Origin of the sequence: Paenibacillus sp. 2TAB23, assembly GCF_052115165.1 — a bacterium.
In the GTDB taxonomy this organism is placed as follows: Bacteria; Bacillota; Bacilli; order Paenibacillales; family Paenibacillaceae; genus Pristimantibacillus.
The window spans coordinates 20,827-39,475 of sequence record NZ_JBFRGD010000035.1; the positions used below are offsets into that span (position 1 = coordinate 20,827).

The window sequence follows — 18,649 nt, forward strand, 5'->3', positions numbered from 1 at the left end:
AAGGTCACCTCATTTTGTTGTAGTCGTTCTCCTCCGCCAGCATTTCCGTTATAGCACCTTGAATTTCCACTGAATCCGGCGTGCAAAGAAAAATGTTGGGGCCTAGCTTAGAGATGCTTCCGCTTAAAGCGTACACTGTACCGCTTAGGAAATCAACAATCCGAACAGCTAGATCGCTGCGGACTCTTTGGAGATTCACAATGACAGCACGGCGCGAACGCAGATGATCGGCAATTTCTTGCGCTTCGTCATAAGAACGGGGCTCGCTAAGCACCACACGAACATTTTTCTGCGAGTGAATGCTGACGACATTATTGCTCTTTGTGTTTTTACGTGCCTCAAAGGGAGAAGTTTCAGCTTCTTGTTCCTCCGGCTGAACAATGCGTTCTCTCTCTACGACTTCTTCCTCATCCTGCAAGCCGAGAAAGCTCATAAAACGGTTCATTACGCTCATATCTTATTCCTCCTCTTTCCCTACCAGTATCGTGCCCAGACGAATCCATGTCGCTCCTTCTTCAATCGCAACGTCGAAATCATTCGACATGCCCATCGATAAGTGCGTGATCGTTTTCCCGTGCGCAGAACTGCTCTGGATGACATCGCGAAGCTCGCGCAATGCTTTGAATACAGGCCTCGTCTGCTCTGGCTCAGCTTCATAAGGAGCCATTGTCATAAGGCCAATTGGCGAGATAGATTTGAATGAAGCAAGCTGCTCCACAAATCCTTTTAACTCGTTAGGAGCTAGCCCCTGCTTCGTGCCTTCGCCAGAAACATTGACTTGAATGAAGCAGGGAACGACAATACCAAGTTGCGAAGCTCGTTTATCAATCGCTTCTGCAAGCGACAGCCTGTCCAATGAATGCATGTATGTAAATTTCCCAATGACGTCCTTCACCTTATTCGATTGCAGCGAACCGATAAAATGCCAGATCGGCTGTTCGTCTATTCCATTGTCTGCTTCCCCGCTTATCGCTTCCCATTTCTCCTGTGCGTCCTGCCATCTGTTTTCGCCTAAATGACGAAACCCACGCGATAGCGCGGTTTTTGCTGTGTCCAAAGACACATATTTGGTGACGGCAATAACCTGCACGTCTTCTCTGCTGCGACCTGAACGCTCGCAAGCCTTGCTAATTCGTTCTTCAACCAGTTGTACTCTATCTTCAAACGTTAACGACATGCTTCACCTCTCCTGAATGCCGATCCAACTGGCCATTCGACCGGTCAAGCCACCTTCTTTGCGGTGGGAGAAAAACAAATCCCGCCTGCATCCGGTGCACCACTCTGTTAATTCGATATGGATCGGCAAAATTCCTGCTTTTATCATAATCTGTCGGTTTATTTCTTTCAAGTCCAAGTTCGCCTTGCCATCTACAGAGCGATGCAGCATCTTTTGACTCGATTCTCCATCAGCGCTTAACTGCTCCAATAGATGCTGCACTTGCTGAATAACCGGACCATCGACCTCATAGCAGCAGCTGCCTATGGAGGGCCCAATTGCTGCATTTAATTGCTCAGGTTTCGTGCCGTAAGCATCCGACATCGCTTGTACGGTTTCCGCAGCAATTTGCTGTACAGTCCCCTTCCAGCCTGCATGCGCCAGCGCAACCGCTTGATGGTGGGGATCATAGAAATAAAGAGGCACGCAATCGGCATAGAAAGACACAAGCAGCACGCCAGGCACGTCCGTTATGATTGCATCGGAACCTTTCATTACATCATCCATCGAATCTCTTCCGCGTCCTCGCTCCGCGAGCGTAACCTGCGACACGCGATTGCCATGTACTTGCTCGGCGCAGGTCCATGCCTCAAAGCTCCATCCAATCGCATCCGTCAACCGTTTGCGGTTCGCAATAACGTCCTGCTGCGAATCGCCTACGTGCAAACCTATATTTAAAGAAGACCAAGGTGCGCCGCTTACGCCGCCATTCCGGCCGGTAAACCCTGCTGTCATTCCCGTATAACGGTCATTCCATTCGGACAATAAAAAAAGCGAAGGTCCCTTCGCCGATTGGAAATGTTCAAATGCTTCCATAACGTTTTCACCTCTATTATAAGCTTGCATCACTAACTAGCTAACGCCAGTTTATCGTGTTACGAGCGAGCGTGCAAATCCTCTTCCTCCGCGCGCAGCTGTTTCGTATCATCCATCCGAACGAGCACGACATCCGCACCGATTTTCACAATATTGCGCCATGGGATAACGACCTCCGTACCTCCGCCGCCAAACATCCCCAAAAACTTAGTAAACTGTGGCACGACGATTGAATCAATGCGCCCTTGACGCAAATCGAGCTCCAAATCACTAATTTGACCAAGCTTTTTCCCATCTACGATATTAATAACATCCTTGGTCTGAAAATCAGATATTTTCATTTTCGTTCACCGCTTTTCATGTAGGATGATCGTCCGTTTACCTCTCCTATAACTATATGAGCAATTTGCCCAAAATGTCCTTCTACTCAAAAAAACAGTTAACTGCTCGATATTTTTTTGTGCGATTCCGTACAATACTTTTATTTCCAGCGCTTTCATGTCATCATTAATGTACGATACCGTACAAATGAAATTTTCTGGAAGGAGGATATATGCCCAAAATCATTGCTACAGAACAAGACTGGATCAAGCTCGGCTTAAAGCTCTTTGCCGAAGGAGGACCTGAAGCTTTAGTTGTTGAAAAGCTCGCTAAGCAGCTTGGCAGCAGCAAAACAAGCTTTTACTGGTACTTCAAAACCCGTGCTGCATTTATTAAACGCATCATCGTGTCTTGGCAAGAGCTCGCAACCGCTTCCTTTATTGCGCATTTGCAAGCACAGGAATCAGCATCACCTCGCGAGAAGATCTACCATCTACTGAGGGTTATGTTCAGCACCGTCGAAGGCCAAGATTTTATTTACCATCTTCGCAATCTTGGCGCTTCGGAATCCGAATATGCCGATATTCTCCAGATAATCAAGAAACAAAGATTGGATTATATGACGAGCTTGCTTATGGACTACGGACAAAGCCACGAAGATGCGGCAAGCAAGTCGGAGCTATTGTACAGCTATTACTTAGGCTGGCATGAGCGTCATAAGCACAAACCGCCCAGCGATGGAGAAGCAGAAAAACAAATCGCTCTTTTGAAACCCTTTCTGGAGACGTCACTTTAATCTAAACGGAGGGATTTAGATGCAGATAATATTGGCGGGTATAGTGAGCAGCGTGCTGCTTATAGTCGGAGGCATACATCTATACTGGCTATTCGGCGGGCGCAGCGGATTCGCTATCGCAGTTCCTACGAAGAGCGAAAACAAACAGCCCTTTTTTAGGCCAGGCCCAATCGAAATAGCTGCGGTTATTATTTTGTTCTGGGCAGCGTCCATCCTGCTGCTCATACATGTGGAGATCATACCGTCGATCGGTCCAGCCTGGCTGCCTGCTTTTGCCGGATGGTCGCTTGCTGTTGTTTTTTTGATTCGTGCCATAGGCGAGTTTAACATGCTTGGATTTTTTAAAAGCATTAAACATACACCTTTTGCTCGGATGGACACCATTGTTTACTCTCCCTTATGCCTGCTTCTTTCCGGAATAACCTTTTGGATGATGGCCATTGCCTAATATGCCGCTTTACGCAAAAAAACGGTGCCGCGAGGCACCGTTTTTTTATGTTTTTACATGCTTTTGCATTTGCTGAATAGCAGACTTTTCGAGCCGTGACACCTGCGCCTGCGAAATGCCGATCTCATCAGCAACTTCCATTTGCGTCTTTCCTTCAAAAAAGCGCATCGATAAAATCATTTTTTCCCGGTCGTTCAGCTTATGCATCGCTTCGCGAAGCGCAATTTCCTCGATCCAAGAAACATCCTTATTGCGTTCATCGCTAATTTGATCCATCACATAGATCGGGTCACCCCCATCATGATAAATCGGCTCAAAGAGCGAGACCGGATCCTGGATCGCATCCAATGCAAACACGACATCTTCCTTCGGGACATTCAACGCCTCCGAAATTTCAAAAATCGTAGGCTCGCGCGAGTTCTTGTTCGTCAAGCTGTCACGGACCTGAAGCGCCTTGTAGGCAATGTCCCTCAGACTCCGCGATACGCGTATCGGATTATTGTCTCGCAAGTAACGGCGTATTTCACCGATGATCATCGGTACGGCATAGGTGGAAAATTTGACATTTTGGCCAAGATCGAAATTATCTATCGCCTTCATAAGTCCAATGCAGCCGACCTGGAACAAGTCGTCTACAAATTCTCCCCTATTGTTAAACCTCTGTATCACGCTAAGAACTAGCCGCAGGTTGCCGTTTACTAATTTCTCTCTTGCTGCCCACTCATTGCGGGTTTGCAATGCCGTAAACAATTCTCTCATTTCGACATTATTTAGGACGGGCAGTTTCGAAGTATCCACTCCACAGATCTCGACTTTATTTCGGGTCAACGTGATTACCTCCCAAGGAGAAACATTACTGTACATTATCTCCTCAGGTGGTCTTTTTATTCCTCTTGCGACATCATTCGACATCTGCAAGCGGGGTGCGGCTTTACACCATTTTGTTAAATTCCTTGCGCAGTCTTTTTATAATCCGCTTCTCCAAGCGGGAAATGTACGATTGCGAGATGCCGAGAAGATCGGCAACATCCTTCTGCGTTTTTTCTTCTCCATCTGCCAGCCCGAAGCGAAGCTCCATAATAATCCGTTCACGCTCAGACAGCTTATCGAGCGCTTTGTGGAGCAGCTTGCGATCAACCTGCTCTTCGATATTCCGGTAAATCGTATCATTCTCCGTGCCCAGCACATCGGATAGCAGCAGCTCATTTCCATCCCAATCAATGTTGAGTGGTTCATCAAAAGAAACCTCTGTCCGTGTTTTGCTATTGCGGCGCAAATACATCAATATTTCATTTTCAATACAGCGCGAAGCGTAGGTAGCAAGCTTAATCTTTTTCTCAGGATCAAACGTGTTTACCGCCTTGATAAGTCCAATTGCGCCGATTGATACGAGATCTTCAATATGAATGCCGGTGTTTTCAAACTTACGGGCGATATACACGACTAATCTTAAATTCCGTTCGATCAGCATAGCACGAATAGCCGTATCGCCAGTAGGCAGCTTTTCCAGCAAATATTCTTCCTCTTCGCGTGTAAGGGGTGGCGGTAGCGCTTCGCTTCCACCGATATAATAAATCTCTTCGCTTTTTAATCCGAATAAAAACATCACACGATAATAATATAACTGAAGGATCAATTTGTACTTGACGAGCATCTGGCCCATCCCTCCTCGTTTGTATGAGCATACGTTCTTTACTGTTGTACCATAGACGGATGGATTATGGCTCGGTATGCCCCATCAGCCGTCAGCTTTCCGCCGTCCAGCCCGATCAGCACCTTCCGCGTTTCAAAAACTTGTCCTTCCCTAGTGATTTCGACCGCATCCGGCTTTATCGCTAGCATGAACTGCGAACCTCGGTTGACACCTCTGAATGGGACTAGGCGGAGCCGATCTTGCCATACAAAGGCTTGTTCATCCATTCCCGCTACAAGACGATCTACTTGTGCATCTCGTATGCTATTCAACCACGATTCGGGCAAATCATCTTGCCATAGGGATGCTTCCATTACCATGACTGGCGTCCTCGTAAGAGGATCATAAAGCTGGTTGCCGGTATCAATTAGACCAATACATACATGTATCCGTTCTCCGATTGTAACTTTGACCTCAGCTAAATGAGTCTGCACCAACTCCCGTTCTCTTTTTTGCGTCAAGACGGTACGGTATATATACAGTCCGATACAGAACGCAGCAACCAAATAAAAAAGTCCCATCTTGAGCTCGACACGCATGCTGCCATTTACGAACGTAATCGTTCTCCATACTTCGCCGGATCCTTGCATAAACAAATAATACAGACCAAGGACAGCTCCAGCAGCGACAAAATTCACTGCATAAAAAGCCGCGACATTTCTCAAATAATGCTGAATGGATGCAAAACCGAATGCAATCCATACCATAAGCAGCGAAATCCCGACCTTTACTGCGAGTGTAAACATAAAAGACAATTGCGGAAAAAGCATCAAAACGACATAACAAGCTCCGACAGCAGAAGCTAATAACACCCGCCAGGTTGTTGGTTTCAGATGACGGGCCCATGCAGAAGTTAATAGAATTGCACCATCCACAAGCAGCTCTCGCAAAAACATAACATCCACATAAACAGCCACTTCGGTCACCTTCCTGCAACTTGCGATAAACGGGCCTGCAGCCGGCACCCGGGAGAACGATTGACACTAGTATATTAAAATCCTATTTCAAAGTCTGTCTATTCATGACAGCATGACATATCTTTTTTTGTCGAGTAGGAGTATAAAAACCGCCTAGCCAGAGAGTGACGGAGAGACTATATGCTTCCACTTTTCAGCTGCTGATTAAAATGTTGGTGAAAGAATCCGCATCTACCACTTGCTCCTTGATGAAAGATATATTATGATTCTCCATATATGAAGCCGTGAAGAACACCGCTTGCTCGGGAATGAATTGCTCCCGCAGTATGCGGTGTTTTTTTATTCTGAGGGGGTCAAAGGAATGTCGTTTCATGCAATTCATGAGCGCTGGCTCGGTGTGCATCTGACAGAACGCGAGGGCGAAAGCAAACGAAGATTATTACAGGGACATGGACATGCCGAGAAGCTTTTTCTTGAGGCAGTATGGTTCCCGGCTTTTTTTGAGCTGGAAGGTTTAGCTCCTGAGTACGAAATCGCAGACTTTCGTGATGGCATTCGTTTTCTAGACTTTGCTTATATCAAGAATGGACTCAGGTTAGCTATCGAAATCGATGGTTATCGTTCTCATGCCGCTGAAACTTCGCGCTGGCAATTCTCAGACTCTCTAATGCGCCAAAACCACCTCATACTTGATGGCTGGAAGCTGCTGCGCTTCTCCTATGATGACATCAAAGAGAAGCCGCGCATGTGTCAGCAGCTTCTTCAACAGTTTATGGGTTAAAGCTTGATTGGCCGCAAACAGGAAACGAGTGCCGAACGATTCTTGCAGCTGGAAATAATGAGATACGCTGTCCAATCCCAGCTTCATATTCGCCCATCAGATGTGATCCAACTCCTAAAAATCAAAAAACGCGATGCGCAGAAGCTTCTTCACGGCATGGTTGCGAAACAACTGCTGCTTCCAGCAGGCAAAGGCACTCAAAGAATCCGTTGTTACAAAATAAACCCGGAACATCAAGAAACGATAGTTCAGCAGTTATAATATGTTAATTGCTGTTCGAGTGTACGGCTTACCATTGATACACCCTCTGTAGCTCCATAACACCTATTAGCACTTATAGTTGATTTTTTGTAAGGGTGGGTGCGGCGGCTCTGTAAGAACCTATAGGTTCTTACAGACGTTCAGGCTGGTTACTTTGGCGGCTGTAAGCTCCTATTTGCGCTTACAGCTGTTTTTTGTAGCGCTTGAGCAGGTGCGGCGGCTCTGTAAGAACCTATGGGTTCTTACAGGCGTTCACGCTGATTACTTTGGTGGCTGTAAGCACCTATGCGTGCTTACAGCTACTTTTTGTAGCGCTTGAGCAGGTGCGGCGGCTCTGTAAGAACCTATGGGTTCTTACAGGCGTTCACGCTAATTACTTTAGTGGCTGTAAGCACCTATGCGTGCTTACAGCTACTTTTTGTAGCGCTTGAGCAGGTGCGGCGGCTCTGTAAGAACCTATAGGTTCTTACAGACGTTCAGGCTGGTTACTTTGGCGGCTGTAAGCTCCTATTTGCGCTTACAACTGCTTTTTGTAGCGCTTGAGCAGGTGCGGCGGCTCTGTAAGAACCTATAGGTTCATACAGACGTTCAGGCTGGTTACTTTGGCGGCTGTAAGCTCCTATTTGCGCTTACAGCTGCTTTTTGTAGCGCTTGAGCAGGTGCGGCGGCGCTGTAAGAACCTATAGGTTCTTACTGGCATTCAAGCTGGTTACTTTGGCAGCAGTAAGCACCTATTTGCGCTTACAGCTACTTTTTGTAGCACTTGAGCGGGTGCAGTGGCTCTGTAAGAACCTATAGGTTCTTACAGGCGTTCAGACTGGTTACTTTGGCGGCTGTAAGCACCTATGCGTGCTTACAGCTGCTTTTTGTAGCACTTGAGCGGATGTGGGTGCGGCGGCTCTGTAAGAACCTATAGGTTCTTACTAGCGTTCAGGCTGGTTACTTTGGCAGCTGTAAGCACCTATACGTGCTTACAGCTGCTTCTCACTGATGTGTGAGCGAGAGCAGCGGTTTTATAAGAACCTCTAGGATACCTCCGCTCTGTCATAGCCTAGCTAACCACGCATGCACAGCAAAACACAAAAAACCGCCTCACCAATTGCTGGCGAAGCGGTTAATAAGATAGCTTTAGCGGTCGCTGCGAGGGCGATTGCGCAGGAACGCTGGAATTTCCAGCTGATCGCTTGATGTGTTGTTAGCACCGAATGGCTTGACGCCGCTTGTGCTTCCCGTTTGTCTCGTATCAACCGCTTCCGGTTGTTGTTGAGGCACACGGCGAGCTGCAGCTGACTTATGCTCAAAGCCCGTTGCAATCACGGTTACTTTAATTTCGTCCTTCAGATCTTCATCAATAATTGCACCGAAGATCATATTCACGTCAGGATCTGACGCTGAAATTACGATCTCTGCCGCTTCATTAACTTCATACAGGGATAGATTGCTGCCACCTGTTATGTTCATAATGACACCGCGTGCGCCATCAATCGATGTTTCCAGCAATGGGCTCATAATCGCTTTTCTTGCCGCTTCCGCCGCACGGTTCTCACCAGTAGCGATACCAATACCCATAAGTGCAGATCCACGCTCTGTCATGATAGTTTTGACGTCTGCAAAGTCGAGATTGATAAGACCAGGCACCGCAATTAGGTCTGATATACCTTGAACTGCTTGACGAAGCACATTATCCGCTTCGCGGAATGCCTCAAGCATTGGCGTCTTCTTGTCAACAATCTCAAGCAATCGGTCATTAGGAATGACAATTAGCGTGTCTACTTTTTCCTTCAGCGCCTCAATACCTAGCTCAGCTTGTCCGGAACGCTTGCGTCCTTCGAATGTGAACGGTCTTGTAACAACACCTACTGTCAAAGCACCGCATTCACGCGCGATCTCAGCGATTACCGGCGCGGCTCCAGTACCTGTTCCTCCGCCCATACCTGCGGTAACAAACACCATGTCCGAGCCTTTCAGCTGGTTCATAATAATTTCACGGGATTCCTCAGCAGCCTTGCTGCCGACATCTGGATTAGCACCGGCACCCAAACCCCGTGTCAGCTTATCGCCGATTTGCAGCTTGTGCTCCGATTTCGCCAAATGAAGTGCTTGAGCATCGGTGTTCACCGTTATGAACTCTACACCTTTAACACCATTTTCTATCATACGGTTTACAGCATTACTGCCGCCCCCGCCTACACCGATTACTTTTATTTGAGCCAGCGACTCAAGCTCAAAGTCGAATTCCAACATCTTTCATTTTCCCCCAGTCAAGCGTAAACTGCTGTTAGCATCCAAGTGATACGATACAGCAACGTTTCGCGGTAAAATATAAGCATCGTACAAGGCGAAACGGCTGTCGCAATCCTCTGGCGGCGCGGCGCGTTTCAATCCAAGAAATATAGAGAAAGGATGGCGAAACCATATGCTTTCCTATATTTTAAAAGTCAAACTTATATTATCTTATATTTTCAAATAAATTCATTAAACATACTCTTGATCCGCTCGAACATACCGGGTTTAGTAGAAGGTGCTGGACTTGCTTTGCGACTTGCCGTTTTCTTCACAGCTCCAGTTCCGCGAGCTCCCATATATTTCGATACATATTGAATCATGCCAACGCCGCTGCTGAATGCCGGGTCTCTTACTCCAATATAATCCGGGAGTGCGATTCTTACGGAAGACTCTAGCTCTGTCTGGGCCAAAGCAAGCGTTCCTGGCATCGACACAGAGCCGCCGGTCAGCACATAACCGTTAACCTTATCCCCGTAGCCAAGTCTTCGAACCTCTTGTCTAATGAGATGGAAGATTTCTTGCATACGTGGCTCAATAATACTCGCAAGGTCAACCTGTGAAAATTCCTTCTCCACGTTGCTGCCCATTCGCACCACTTTGAATTTCACATCTTCAGCTGCATCCAAAACGTTTGCACAGCCGTATTTCAATTTAATTTTCTCAGCTTGATCACTTTGAGTGCGCAACCCGTAAGCTACATCATTCGTTACGTATTCACCGCCAATAGGAAGCGTAGATGTTGCTGCCAGACCGCCTTGATCGTATATAGCGATCGTACAAGAGCCAGCTCCGATGTCCGTAAGAACGGTTCCCATCGATTTTTCATCTTTTGTTAGCGATACAACACCAGAGGCTAGCGATAATAAAATTACGCCAGAAATACGAAGTCCCGCTTTCTCTACACAACGCATCAGGTTGTGTATGGCAGTCTTCGTACCCGTTACGATCGTCGCTTCAACCTCCAGCCGTACGCCAATCATACCGCGCGGATCAGAAATGCCTTCCAAACCGTCTACCAAATATTGCTTTGGAACCAAATTAATGATTTCACGCTCCGGTGGAAGCGCAACTACTTTTGCTGCTTGCAAAACACGTTCAATATCTTCCTCGCCAATCTCACGATCCTCGTTGGATACTGCAACGACGCCACGATTGGTTTGAAGCGCAATATGATTGCCCTGTATGCCAACGTATACGTCTGATATTTGAATGCCTACCATGCGTTCCGCATGCTCTACTGCATTGCGGATCGATTGCACAGTTTGGTCAATATCTACTATTGCTCCTTTGCGAATACCCTCTGAGTCGGCTGATCCAACTCCAATAATATTAATGGCTCCATTATTCACTTCACCAATAATAGCACGAACTTTGGATGTACCGATGTCCAAACTGACGATGATGTCGTTGCTGCTCATCTTGCGGCACCTCCGTTTCAAATAAATATTTAAGATCACACATGTTCAAGGTCTTTCTACTTATTCAACGCCTTTAATATTTTCCCTCTTTTTTCAACAAATTTTTCGTTGTTTTTCGCTTAATGTCGAGCTCCGCCCCTTGCGGAACTCTATATTTCCTAATGTTATCCAGCCCCATCGAGTATAAATGCCATAAATAAAATTCTACCATTCTTTGAAGCTATTGAGTAGTCTCTTTTTGGTCAGCATCTATATTTTCTGGACTTTCCTCTTTAAAAGGGACATATGTATCCGCGAGCAGCATCGTAATTTTTCCCGGCTCCTGCGTCTCGATGACTGCATTCAAAGCTTCGATTTTCTCGGGGAGCACTGAAACGGCAGTAACGACTTCAAATTTCGTTCGCGTATACATGATCACCCGGTCTGGATACGCCGCTGAAGGATACGGAATAATCTCTGACAGATCAGACAGCTGCTTCGATGAAATCTTGCCGAGCTGCTTCGTCAGCTCCGCTTTTATGGGATCCTTCTCCGTCCAGCCTGAAAGCACGGGCTTGTCCACCAGCTGCATTTCGTCATTGTCAGCTTCTACTGTGGTGCCATTCGATAAAAGAGCGGTCAGCTCGCCTTGCTTCGAGAGCTCAAATGCAACGACCGGAAACTCTACGATTTCGATTTTTATTAGTCCAGGAAACACTTTGGTTACTGTTGCTTTACTAATTTGAGGCAGAGTAAGCACTCTTTGTTCTATTGTATTAGACGAGGTGCGGAAGAAAGCATCCCCGACCAGAATGGCCGCTTTTTTATTTATATCCTCTTTGGACACGAATCTTGTACCTTCAATTTGAATCTCTGATATCTTGCTTATTGAAGAATTAAAAAACAGAACCGCTAGAAGAGCCAGGAATAATAAAATAAGAATGTAAAGAAGCTTTTTGCTGCCCATCCTCTTTTTTAAAGGCTCCTTCAGCACAGGCATCTGCGCGCTCATAACTTGTCCCTTCTTTCCCCAAAAAACATCCGGTCATCCTCTTAGCTTCAGCCTACGCTTAGCTTGAAAAGGGGTACCGGCTGTTTCTATCTTGCAGCTCACGCGCATAGTATTAATTATTAGGAACTGGCGAGTACCGTGATATCCGGGCACCCAGCCTTGCAAGCATCGTTTCGATTTTCTCATAGCCCCGATCAATGTGGTGAATCTGCTCAACAACCGTCTTGCCTTGCGCCGCTAAACCGGCAATAACAAGCGCAGCTCCCGCTCGAAGATCAGTTGCCTCAACAGTCGCGCCATATAGCCTAGGCACCCCGCGTATGAAGGCTGCATTCATATCTACCCGAATGTCTGCGCCCATGCGCGAGAGCTCATCCACATGCTTCAATCTGCCTTCAAAAATCGTTTCTTTCAATACACTCACACCATCAGCAAGCGCAAGCAGCACCATGACCTGAGACTGCAAATCGGTAGGAAAAGCCGGATACGGTGAGGTTACGATTCTTTCAACTGCCCTGGGTCTAGTTGCACTGCCAACTTTAATTATATCACCGTCGACAACGATTTGAACACCTGCACGACGAAGAACATGGATTAAGGAAGATAAATGGGCAGGCTGCGTGTTCTGAAGCGTTACTTGCCCGCGCGTTGCCGCAGCAGCCACCATAACGGTACCCGCAACAATACGATCCGGAATAACCTTATAACGACATGGTGTTAGCGACTGTACCCCATCAATCGTTATCGTGTCCGTTCCGGCGCCCATAATTTTTGCGCCCATAGCATTTAAGAAGCCTTGTAAATCTTGAATCTCAGGCTCTCTAGCAGCGTTGCTAATTGTTGTGCGGCCTTCAGCCAAAGCAGCAGCCATCATGATGTTCTCCGTCGCACCTACGCTCGGAAAGCTCAAATGGATGTCCGCCCCGCGCAGCTTATCGGCACGGCATATGATTCGATTACCCAGCTCTTCTATTTCTGCACCAAGTGCCTGCAATCCTTCTAAATGTAGATCAATCTTTCGTTCACCTATCGCACAACCGCCTGGCTGGTAGACCTGCGTTTCACCAAACCGGGCGAGCAAGGGCCCCATTAAAAAAATGGAAGAACGCATCTGCCTCATTAACGATTCCGGCACATGGGAAATATGTGCTGTTTCAGTGTCCAGCACAACAGTTCCTCCCGTGTGCTCCGCCCGGCATCCTAGTTCGCGTAAAATATTCAGCATTACATCGATGTCTAGCAAATCTGGCACATGATCTAGCGTTGTTGTGCCATCGGCCAATAAACTGGCAGCCAGAATCGGCAAAGCGGCATTTTTCGCTCCTTGGATAACGATGGTTCCTGAGAGTGGTTTCCCGCCTTCAATCACCAATTTGTCCAATGTATCACCTCCGAATTACCGCTCACCCACCACCAATACCTCCGGCACCAGCAGGATATCATAGCGCTCCTGAACGATGCTTTGAATACGAGTCATGAGGGCGAGAACGTCTTCTGCTGTTGCTTGCCCGGTATTCACAATGAAATTGGCATGCTGCTCCGATACCTGCGCTCCTCCGAGCCTTTCACCCTTTAAACCAGCCTCTTGAATGAGTCTAGCTGCGAAGTCGCCCGGCGGGTTGCGGAATACGCTTCCTGCGCATGCGAGCTGCAGCGGCTGTGTTCTCAATCTTCTCTCTTTGTAAGAGGCCATCACGGAAAGGACTTCCTTCTTGTCTCCCTCCGCAAGCTCGAAGACCGCCTCTACGACGACGCCTTTTTGCTCGTGAAGAATAGAATGTCGGTAAGAGAAGTGCATATCCTCGCGATTAAAACGAACCAATTCTCCTGTATCCAGTACAATGTCAGCTGATTTAAAAATACGTGACACATCCGAACCATGCGCGCCAGCATTCATATAAACGGCTCCGCCTACCGTGCCTGGAATTCCCCCTGCGAACTCTAGCCCGGTTAGCCCTGCTTTACCCGTCATGACTGATAGCTTTATTAACGAATATGAAGCGCCAGCCGTTATTAGCGGTCCTTCAAAACGCACGTAATCTAACCCTCTGTGTGGTTTTATTACAACACCGCGAATCCCTTTATCGCTCACCAGCATGTTGGAGCCTCTGCCCAAATTAGTCCACGGCATTTGGTGCTTCTGCACCAGCTGCACGGCTGCCACTAATTCTTCTTTGCTTTGAGGGAGGATTAATATATCGGCAGGTCCGCCGATTTTCCACGTTGTATAGTTCGAGAGCGGTTCATTATACAAAACTTCGCCAAGATTGGCTTGTTCCAATTCCGCTTTAAATGCTTCCATTGGTTGTACCTCCTAAAGGTTTTGTGAAGCAAAACCAGCTTCGTAAGCATTCGCTTAGGTTTTGTGAAGCAAAACCAGCTTCGTAAGCATTCGCTTAGGTTTTGTGAAGCAAAACCAGCTTCGTAAGCATCCGCTTAGGTTTTGTGAAGCAAAACCAGCTTCGTAAGCACCCGCTTAGGTCTTGTGAAGCAAAACCAGCTTCGTAAGCATCCGCTTAGGCTTTGTGATGCAAGCAAGAAATGAAAATAAAGTGATTCGCTGCCCCTGTCAGCATGCCTTGCGGCATGTAACAGGCGCTTTGCTGCAACAACCGCTCCAATTGGGCGACGGTCACGAATATAGTGTATCTTATGCCCTTATAGGCTCTTGTGTGACAGCAGCCCATACGGCGCTCATTTGTTTGATAACAACGCTTTGCTTCACTTCAATATAAAGCTTCTACTGCTGCTTACCTATTATAAAATTGAGTCATACACGGCTTCACTGCAGGTTTTAATCACAATCGCTATAAATAAATGAGTCAGTTGCTACAAATAAATCAATAGCCCGCAACTTAAAATGTCTTCTTCCAATTCTGTAGCCCATGTACATTCTGGCCTTAAAACAGCTTAATCCGGCAAGAATGCGCTGCTGCGCTTGGCAGGTTGCGACTCATTCTTAGCCGGACGATTACGACTTCCTTGCAGCCTATCCAAGAATAGCTTTGTAAGCAAGGTTCGACTTTCGGGAAACTTTGCTGAAACATAAGCGCCGCTGCAGCCATTCTCCGTTCCAGGCATGGAGCCTCACCTCGAATAACGGGATACGTTCAACAAGATGCCCAGCGCGGTCAACAGCAGCGTCAGGGAAGAGCCTCCATAACTCACAAGCGGCAATGTGATGCCAGTAACGGGCATCATGCCAATAACGACACCAATATTGATAAGCACTTGGACGCCGATAATGCCGGTGATTCCGACGGCAAGCAAGCTTCCAAACGTATCCGGTGCTGCTATAGCCGCGCGAATACCTCGCCATATTACGATTAAAAACAATAGAATTAACGTAGCCCCGCCAATAAAGCCAAGCTCTTCGGCCAATATGGAGAATATGAAATCCGTCTGCGGCTCCGGCAAGTAACTAAACTTCTGCCGGCTCATGCCAAGCCCTAGGCCGACTAGACCACCAGGTCCAATTGCATACAAAGATTGAATAATTTGATACCCGCCGCCGAGCGGATCTGCCCACGGATCAAGAAAAGAGGTAATCCTCTTGAGCCGGTAAGGGGCAGCTAATATCAGGCCGATGAATCCCGCGACACCGATCAGCGCCAGCCCGCCTAAATGCGCTATTCTCGCGCCGGCAGTAAATATAAGAATAAGAGAGGCGCCCACCATTACTGCTCCGGTACCCAAATCAGGCTGAAGCATGATGAGGCCGAAGGCTAGTCCAACCAAGCCGAGCGGCGGCATAAGCCCCTTTGTGAAAAGCGTGATTGTCTGCTGCTTCTCTGACAACCATTTGGACAAAAATAAAATCATAGCCAGCTTCATGAATTCAGAAGGCTGAATGCCGAATGAGCTAATGCCCAGCCAGCTCCGCGCTCCGCCCCTAACGACTCCAACACCCGGTATTAGAACGAGCAGCAGCAAGCCGAAGCAAATGATCAATGCCATAGGCGCCCATTTTTTCCAGACGGTATAATGCGTATTCATCGTGAATAGTAACGCACCGACACCGAGTCCGGCAAACAAGAGCTGCCGTTTCACGAAATAAAAACGATCGCCAAACTCATGAAAGGCAAGCACTGCGCTTGCGCTGTAAACCATAATTAATCCAATTGCTAGAATAAGCCCGATTGCAGTCAGCATCCAAATATCCGGGGCAGAACGTGCCTTGGCCATAGCGAACACACCTCTTAGCATGGGAAAGTAGGGACATGCCCCCTACTTACAAGGTATGCGCTGAATCTTTAAAAATGCGTCCTCTTTGCTCATATGACTTAAACATATCCCAGCTTGCGCATGCCGGCGACAAGAGTACGATATCGCCTGGCTCTGCTATAGCCGCTGCTTGCATCACCGCTTGTCTGAGGACGGATTCAACGTCATCACTAGGTTCGACGATTTCCACCCTCGCTAAACCTGCAAGCTCCGCGACGCGGGATAGCTTCTCTCGCGTTTGTCCGAAGGTGACGAGCGCCTTCAGCTTCTCGCGGAACAACGGCTCAAGCTCCATGTAATCCGAGCCTCGGTCAAGACCGCCAGCCAGCAATATAACCTTGGAGCCAAAGGATTGCACCGCTATCGTCGTAGCGACAGCATTCGTCGCTTTGGAGTCATTGTAATATTTGACGCCGTTCACTTCCCTAACAAACTCAAGGCGATGCTCAACTGCATTAAACCCCCTCAGTGGCGGTCTAAGCTGCTCGAGTGCGACACCTGCTGCAATGCTTGCCCCTATCGCCGCAAGCGCGTTAGCGGCGTTGTGAACGCCAGGAATGCCAAGCTCAGCCACAGGCAGTATGATCGTCTCTAATCCATCCGCTTGCTTAAATATGATTTTCCTGTTGAGCGCTTCGCCTTCCTCTTCAGTAATGCCAGCGCCCTGTTCAAATGGCGGATCAATATAAATCCCTGACCCGAGCTTCTCATAGACGGAGAACGGAATGACTTCTGCAGCTAAAAATTCGGAAAGCGCCCGGCATTCAGGGTCATCCCAGTTCACGATCGCAATATCATCTTCCGATTGATTATCAAACAGCTTCGCTTTGGAATTCACATAGTCATCCATGTCGCCGTGGTAATCCAGATGCGTTTCTGCAATGTTCAACAACAGCGCAATGTGCGGACGGAATGCGCTTGTTCCTTTGAGCTGGAAGCTGCTGAGCTCAGCCACGATCCACTGATCCTGATCCGCTTCCAAAGCCGCCTCGCATAACGGGCGTCCGATATTTCCTGCCACAATCGGTTTCAGTCCTGCATAATCCAATATTTCGCCAATCCAAGTCGTTGTCGTCGTCTTGCCATTTGATCCTGTGATTCCGATGATCGGTGCAGGAGAGAGCCAGTATGCAGCTTCTACCTCCGTAATAATCTCTACGCCCAGCTCCTCAGCACGCTTCACCGGGGGCGACGTATATGGAATGCCAGGATTTTTGATAAGCAATGCCGTTTCCTCCGTAACGAGATCATCTGGATGATAACCGCATATCACAGAAATGCCCAAAGCAGTTAATTCATCCGCTTCGGGACATAGATCACGAGTCTTCATATCATTCACTATGACTTCCGCGCCGAGCTCATGGAATACCTTTGCAACGCTAACTCCGCTTCTAGCCAAGCCAATTACGACAACACGGCGGCCCTCATACGATGCCGGATGGTTCATATGTGACATTCCCTCCTATGGATACATGAAGCGGCTCCAAATAAACTTGGAAGCCGCTTTCCGTTACGTTTTATTCATTATATTACAAAGAGCAGACCGATTGCAGCAAACACTAAACCGACTAGCCAGAATACGGTGACAACCTTCCATTCCGACCAGCCAACCAGTTCGAAATGATGATGGATCGGACTCATTTTGAATATCCGCTTGCCTCTGAGCTTAAAGGAACCTACTTGCAAAATTACGGACAGCATCTCAAGCACGAACACGCCGCCTATGATAATAAGCAATAGTTCTGTTTTGGTCAGAATGGCAACCGCCGCAATCCCGCCCCCAATACCAAGCGAGCCCATGTCTCCCATGAACACCTTCGCCGGATGAGCATTGAATATGAGAAAGCCGAGCACCGCACCAATCATCGCAGCCGAGAAAACAGCCGACTCATGCGCCGACGTTTGCAGCGCCACAACCGTAAAGGCTCCGAATGCAATCGCGCTCGTTCCTGCAAGCAGACCGTCTAATCCATCTGTGAAATTTACGGAATTGCTTGATGCGAACATGATAATAACGACAAGCGGATAATAAAACCAGCCGAGATCAAAGCCCCAGCCTGTACCAGGCACCGTAATTTCTGTGCTGTGGCCCATATTGTAGAGCATCGCGCATACGATAACGGAGAAAAGGAGCTGACCGAACAGCTTCTGCCGCGCCGTTAGGCCGAGCGACCTTTTGAATACGATTTTAATATAGTCGTCCAAAAAACCCACAAGTCCAAAACCAAGCGATGCCGTCAGCAGCACCCAAAACTCCGGTGTCTTGTCTGAGAACTTCAGAAATGCAATCATAAGCGCGATCATGATTATAATGCCGCCCATGGTTGGAGTACCGCTTTTTTTGAGATGGCTCTGCGGTCCTTCGGTGCGGATCTGCTGTCCAAACTTTAAACGTCGAAGCAGCGGAATGAACAATGGTCCGAGCAATACCGTTAGCAAAAAGGAGGCGCCAATCGAAAATAATATGACCATCATGTCCAT

General features: G+C 47.7%; 19 protein-coding genes. 3 read left to right on the forward strand and 16 right to left on the reverse strand.

All coding sequences use genetic code 11. The annotated features are described in order from the left end of the window. Positions 1–4: 4 nt before the first annotated feature. The 4 genes from AB4Z29_RS30290 to AB4Z29_RS30305 are packed head-to-tail and all read right to left on the reverse strand — an operon-like array spanning position 5 to position 2,373. Positions 5–454, reverse strand: coding sequence for a cell division protein SepF (locus AB4Z29_RS30290; protein ID WP_183563596.1), 450 nt, complete (start codon positions 452–454; stop codon positions 5–7). 3 nt (positions 455–457) lie between these two features. Further along, a complete protein-coding gene (locus AB4Z29_RS30295; RefSeq protein WP_441946628.1) occupies positions 458–1,177 on the reverse strand; it encodes a YggS family pyridoxal phosphate-dependent enzyme in 720 nt (239 codons plus the stop codon). A 3-nt stretch (positions 1,178–1,180) separates the two neighbouring features. Continuing rightward, entirely contained in the window at positions 1,181–2,032 is an 852-nt protein-coding gene (gene pgeF, locus AB4Z29_RS30300; protein WP_441946629.1) for a peptidoglycan editing factor PgeF, read from the reverse strand. A 59-nt stretch (positions 2,033–2,091) separates the two neighbouring features. Continuing rightward, positions 2,092–2,373 (reverse strand): YlmC/YmxH family sporulation protein, encoded by a 282-nt coding sequence (locus AB4Z29_RS30305; RefSeq protein ID WP_183563605.1) that lies wholly within the window; start codon positions 2,371–2,373, stop codon positions 2,092–2,094. 212 nt (positions 2,374–2,585) lie between these two features. Between AB4Z29_RS30305 and AB4Z29_RS30310 the strand changes: the two genes are divergently transcribed. Together AB4Z29_RS30310 and AB4Z29_RS30315 are read left to right on the forward strand one after the other, a co-directional pair. After that, complete coding sequence (locus tag AB4Z29_RS30310) at positions 2,586–3,149, forward strand: TetR/AcrR family transcriptional regulator (protein WP_441946630.1); 564 nt, start codon at positions 2,586–2,588, stop codon at positions 3,147–3,149. A gap of 19 nt (positions 3,150–3,168) precedes the next feature. Next, positions 3,169–3,597, forward strand: a complete 429-nt coding sequence (locus tag AB4Z29_RS30315; RefSeq protein ID WP_441946631.1) for a DUF3995 domain-containing protein — start codon at positions 3,169–3,171, stop codon at positions 3,595–3,597. A gap of 45 nt (positions 3,598–3,642) precedes the next feature. Here the strand turns inward: AB4Z29_RS30315 and sigG are convergent, their stop codons facing one another. The 3 genes from sigG to spoIIGA form a co-directional block, all read right to left on the reverse strand. Then, positions 3,643–4,425 (reverse strand): RNA polymerase sporulation sigma factor SigG, encoded by a 783-nt coding sequence (gene sigG / locus AB4Z29_RS30320; RefSeq protein WP_183563614.1) that lies wholly within the window; start codon positions 4,423–4,425, stop codon positions 3,643–3,645. A gap of 103 nt (positions 4,426–4,528) precedes the next feature. Continuing rightward, a complete protein-coding gene (gene sigE / locus AB4Z29_RS30325; protein WP_054027973.1) occupies positions 4,529–5,251 on the reverse strand; it encodes an RNA polymerase sporulation sigma factor SigE in 723 nt (240 codons plus the stop codon). A 38-nt stretch (positions 5,252–5,289) separates the two neighbouring features. Beyond that, positions 5,290–6,207 carry a sigma-E processing peptidase SpoIIGA gene (spoIIGA, locus tag AB4Z29_RS30330; RefSeq protein WP_441946632.1) on the reverse strand — a complete coding sequence of 306 codons (918 nt, stop codon included), beginning with the start codon at positions 6,205–6,207 and terminating at the stop codon, positions 5,290–5,292. A 361-nt stretch (positions 6,208–6,568) separates the two neighbouring features. Between spoIIGA and AB4Z29_RS30335 the strand changes: the two genes are divergently transcribed. Continuing rightward, entirely contained in the window at positions 6,569–6,988 is a 420-nt protein-coding gene (locus AB4Z29_RS30335) for a hypothetical protein (protein ID WP_441946633.1), read from the forward strand. Between the two features lie 1,389 nt (positions 6,989–8,377). On the opposite strand, the gene ftsZ is transcribed toward AB4Z29_RS30335, so the two are convergent. The 9 genes from ftsZ to mraY all read right to left on the reverse strand — a co-directional run bounded on the left by ftsZ (position 8,378) and on the right by mraY (position 18,649). After that, positions 8,378–9,493 carry a cell division protein FtsZ gene (gene ftsZ, locus AB4Z29_RS30340; protein ID WP_441946634.1) on the reverse strand — a complete coding sequence of 372 codons (1,116 nt, stop codon included), beginning with the start codon at positions 9,491–9,493 and terminating at the stop codon, positions 8,378–8,380. A gap of 218 nt (positions 9,494–9,711) precedes the next feature. After that, positions 9,712–10,953 (reverse strand): cell division protein FtsA, encoded by a 1,242-nt coding sequence (ftsA, locus tag AB4Z29_RS30345; protein ID WP_183563621.1) that lies wholly within the window; start codon positions 10,951–10,953, stop codon positions 9,712–9,714. Between the two features lie 220 nt (positions 10,954–11,173). Then, positions 11,174–11,944 (reverse strand): cell division protein FtsQ/DivIB, encoded by a 771-nt coding sequence (locus AB4Z29_RS30350; protein WP_441946635.1) that lies wholly within the window; start codon positions 11,942–11,944, stop codon positions 11,174–11,176. 112 nt (positions 11,945–12,056) lie between these two features. Beyond that, positions 12,057–13,325 carry a UDP-N-acetylglucosamine 1-carboxyvinyltransferase gene (gene murA / locus AB4Z29_RS30355; RefSeq protein WP_441946636.1) on the reverse strand — a complete coding sequence of 423 codons (1,269 nt, stop codon included), beginning with the start codon at positions 13,323–13,325 and terminating at the stop codon, positions 12,057–12,059. 15 nt (positions 13,326–13,340) lie between these two features. After that, positions 13,341–14,246 (reverse strand): UDP-N-acetylmuramate dehydrogenase, encoded by a 906-nt coding sequence (murB, locus tag AB4Z29_RS30360; protein ID WP_441946637.1) that lies wholly within the window; start codon positions 14,244–14,246, stop codon positions 13,341–13,343. A gap of 608 nt (positions 14,247–14,854) precedes the next feature. Beyond that, positions 14,855–15,025, reverse strand: a complete 171-nt coding sequence (locus AB4Z29_RS30365; RefSeq protein WP_441946638.1) for a hypothetical protein — start codon at positions 15,023–15,025, stop codon at positions 14,855–14,857. A gap of 6 nt (positions 15,026–15,031) precedes the next feature. After that, positions 15,032–16,129: a stage V sporulation protein E gene (spoVE, locus tag AB4Z29_RS30370; protein ID WP_441946639.1), complete on the reverse strand. Its 1,098-nt coding sequence runs from the start codon at positions 16,127–16,129 to the stop codon at positions 15,032–15,034. Between the two features lie 46 nt (positions 16,130–16,175). Continuing rightward, positions 16,176–17,615 (reverse strand): UDP-N-acetylmuramoyl-L-alanine--D-glutamate ligase, encoded by a 1,440-nt coding sequence (gene murD, locus AB4Z29_RS30375; RefSeq protein ID WP_441946640.1) that lies wholly within the window; start codon positions 17,613–17,615, stop codon positions 16,176–16,178. 77 nt (positions 17,616–17,692) lie between these two features. Then, positions 17,693–18,649, reverse strand: coding sequence for a phospho-N-acetylmuramoyl-pentapeptide-transferase (gene mraY, locus AB4Z29_RS30380; RefSeq protein ID WP_441946656.1), 957 nt, complete (start codon positions 18,647–18,649; stop codon positions 17,693–17,695).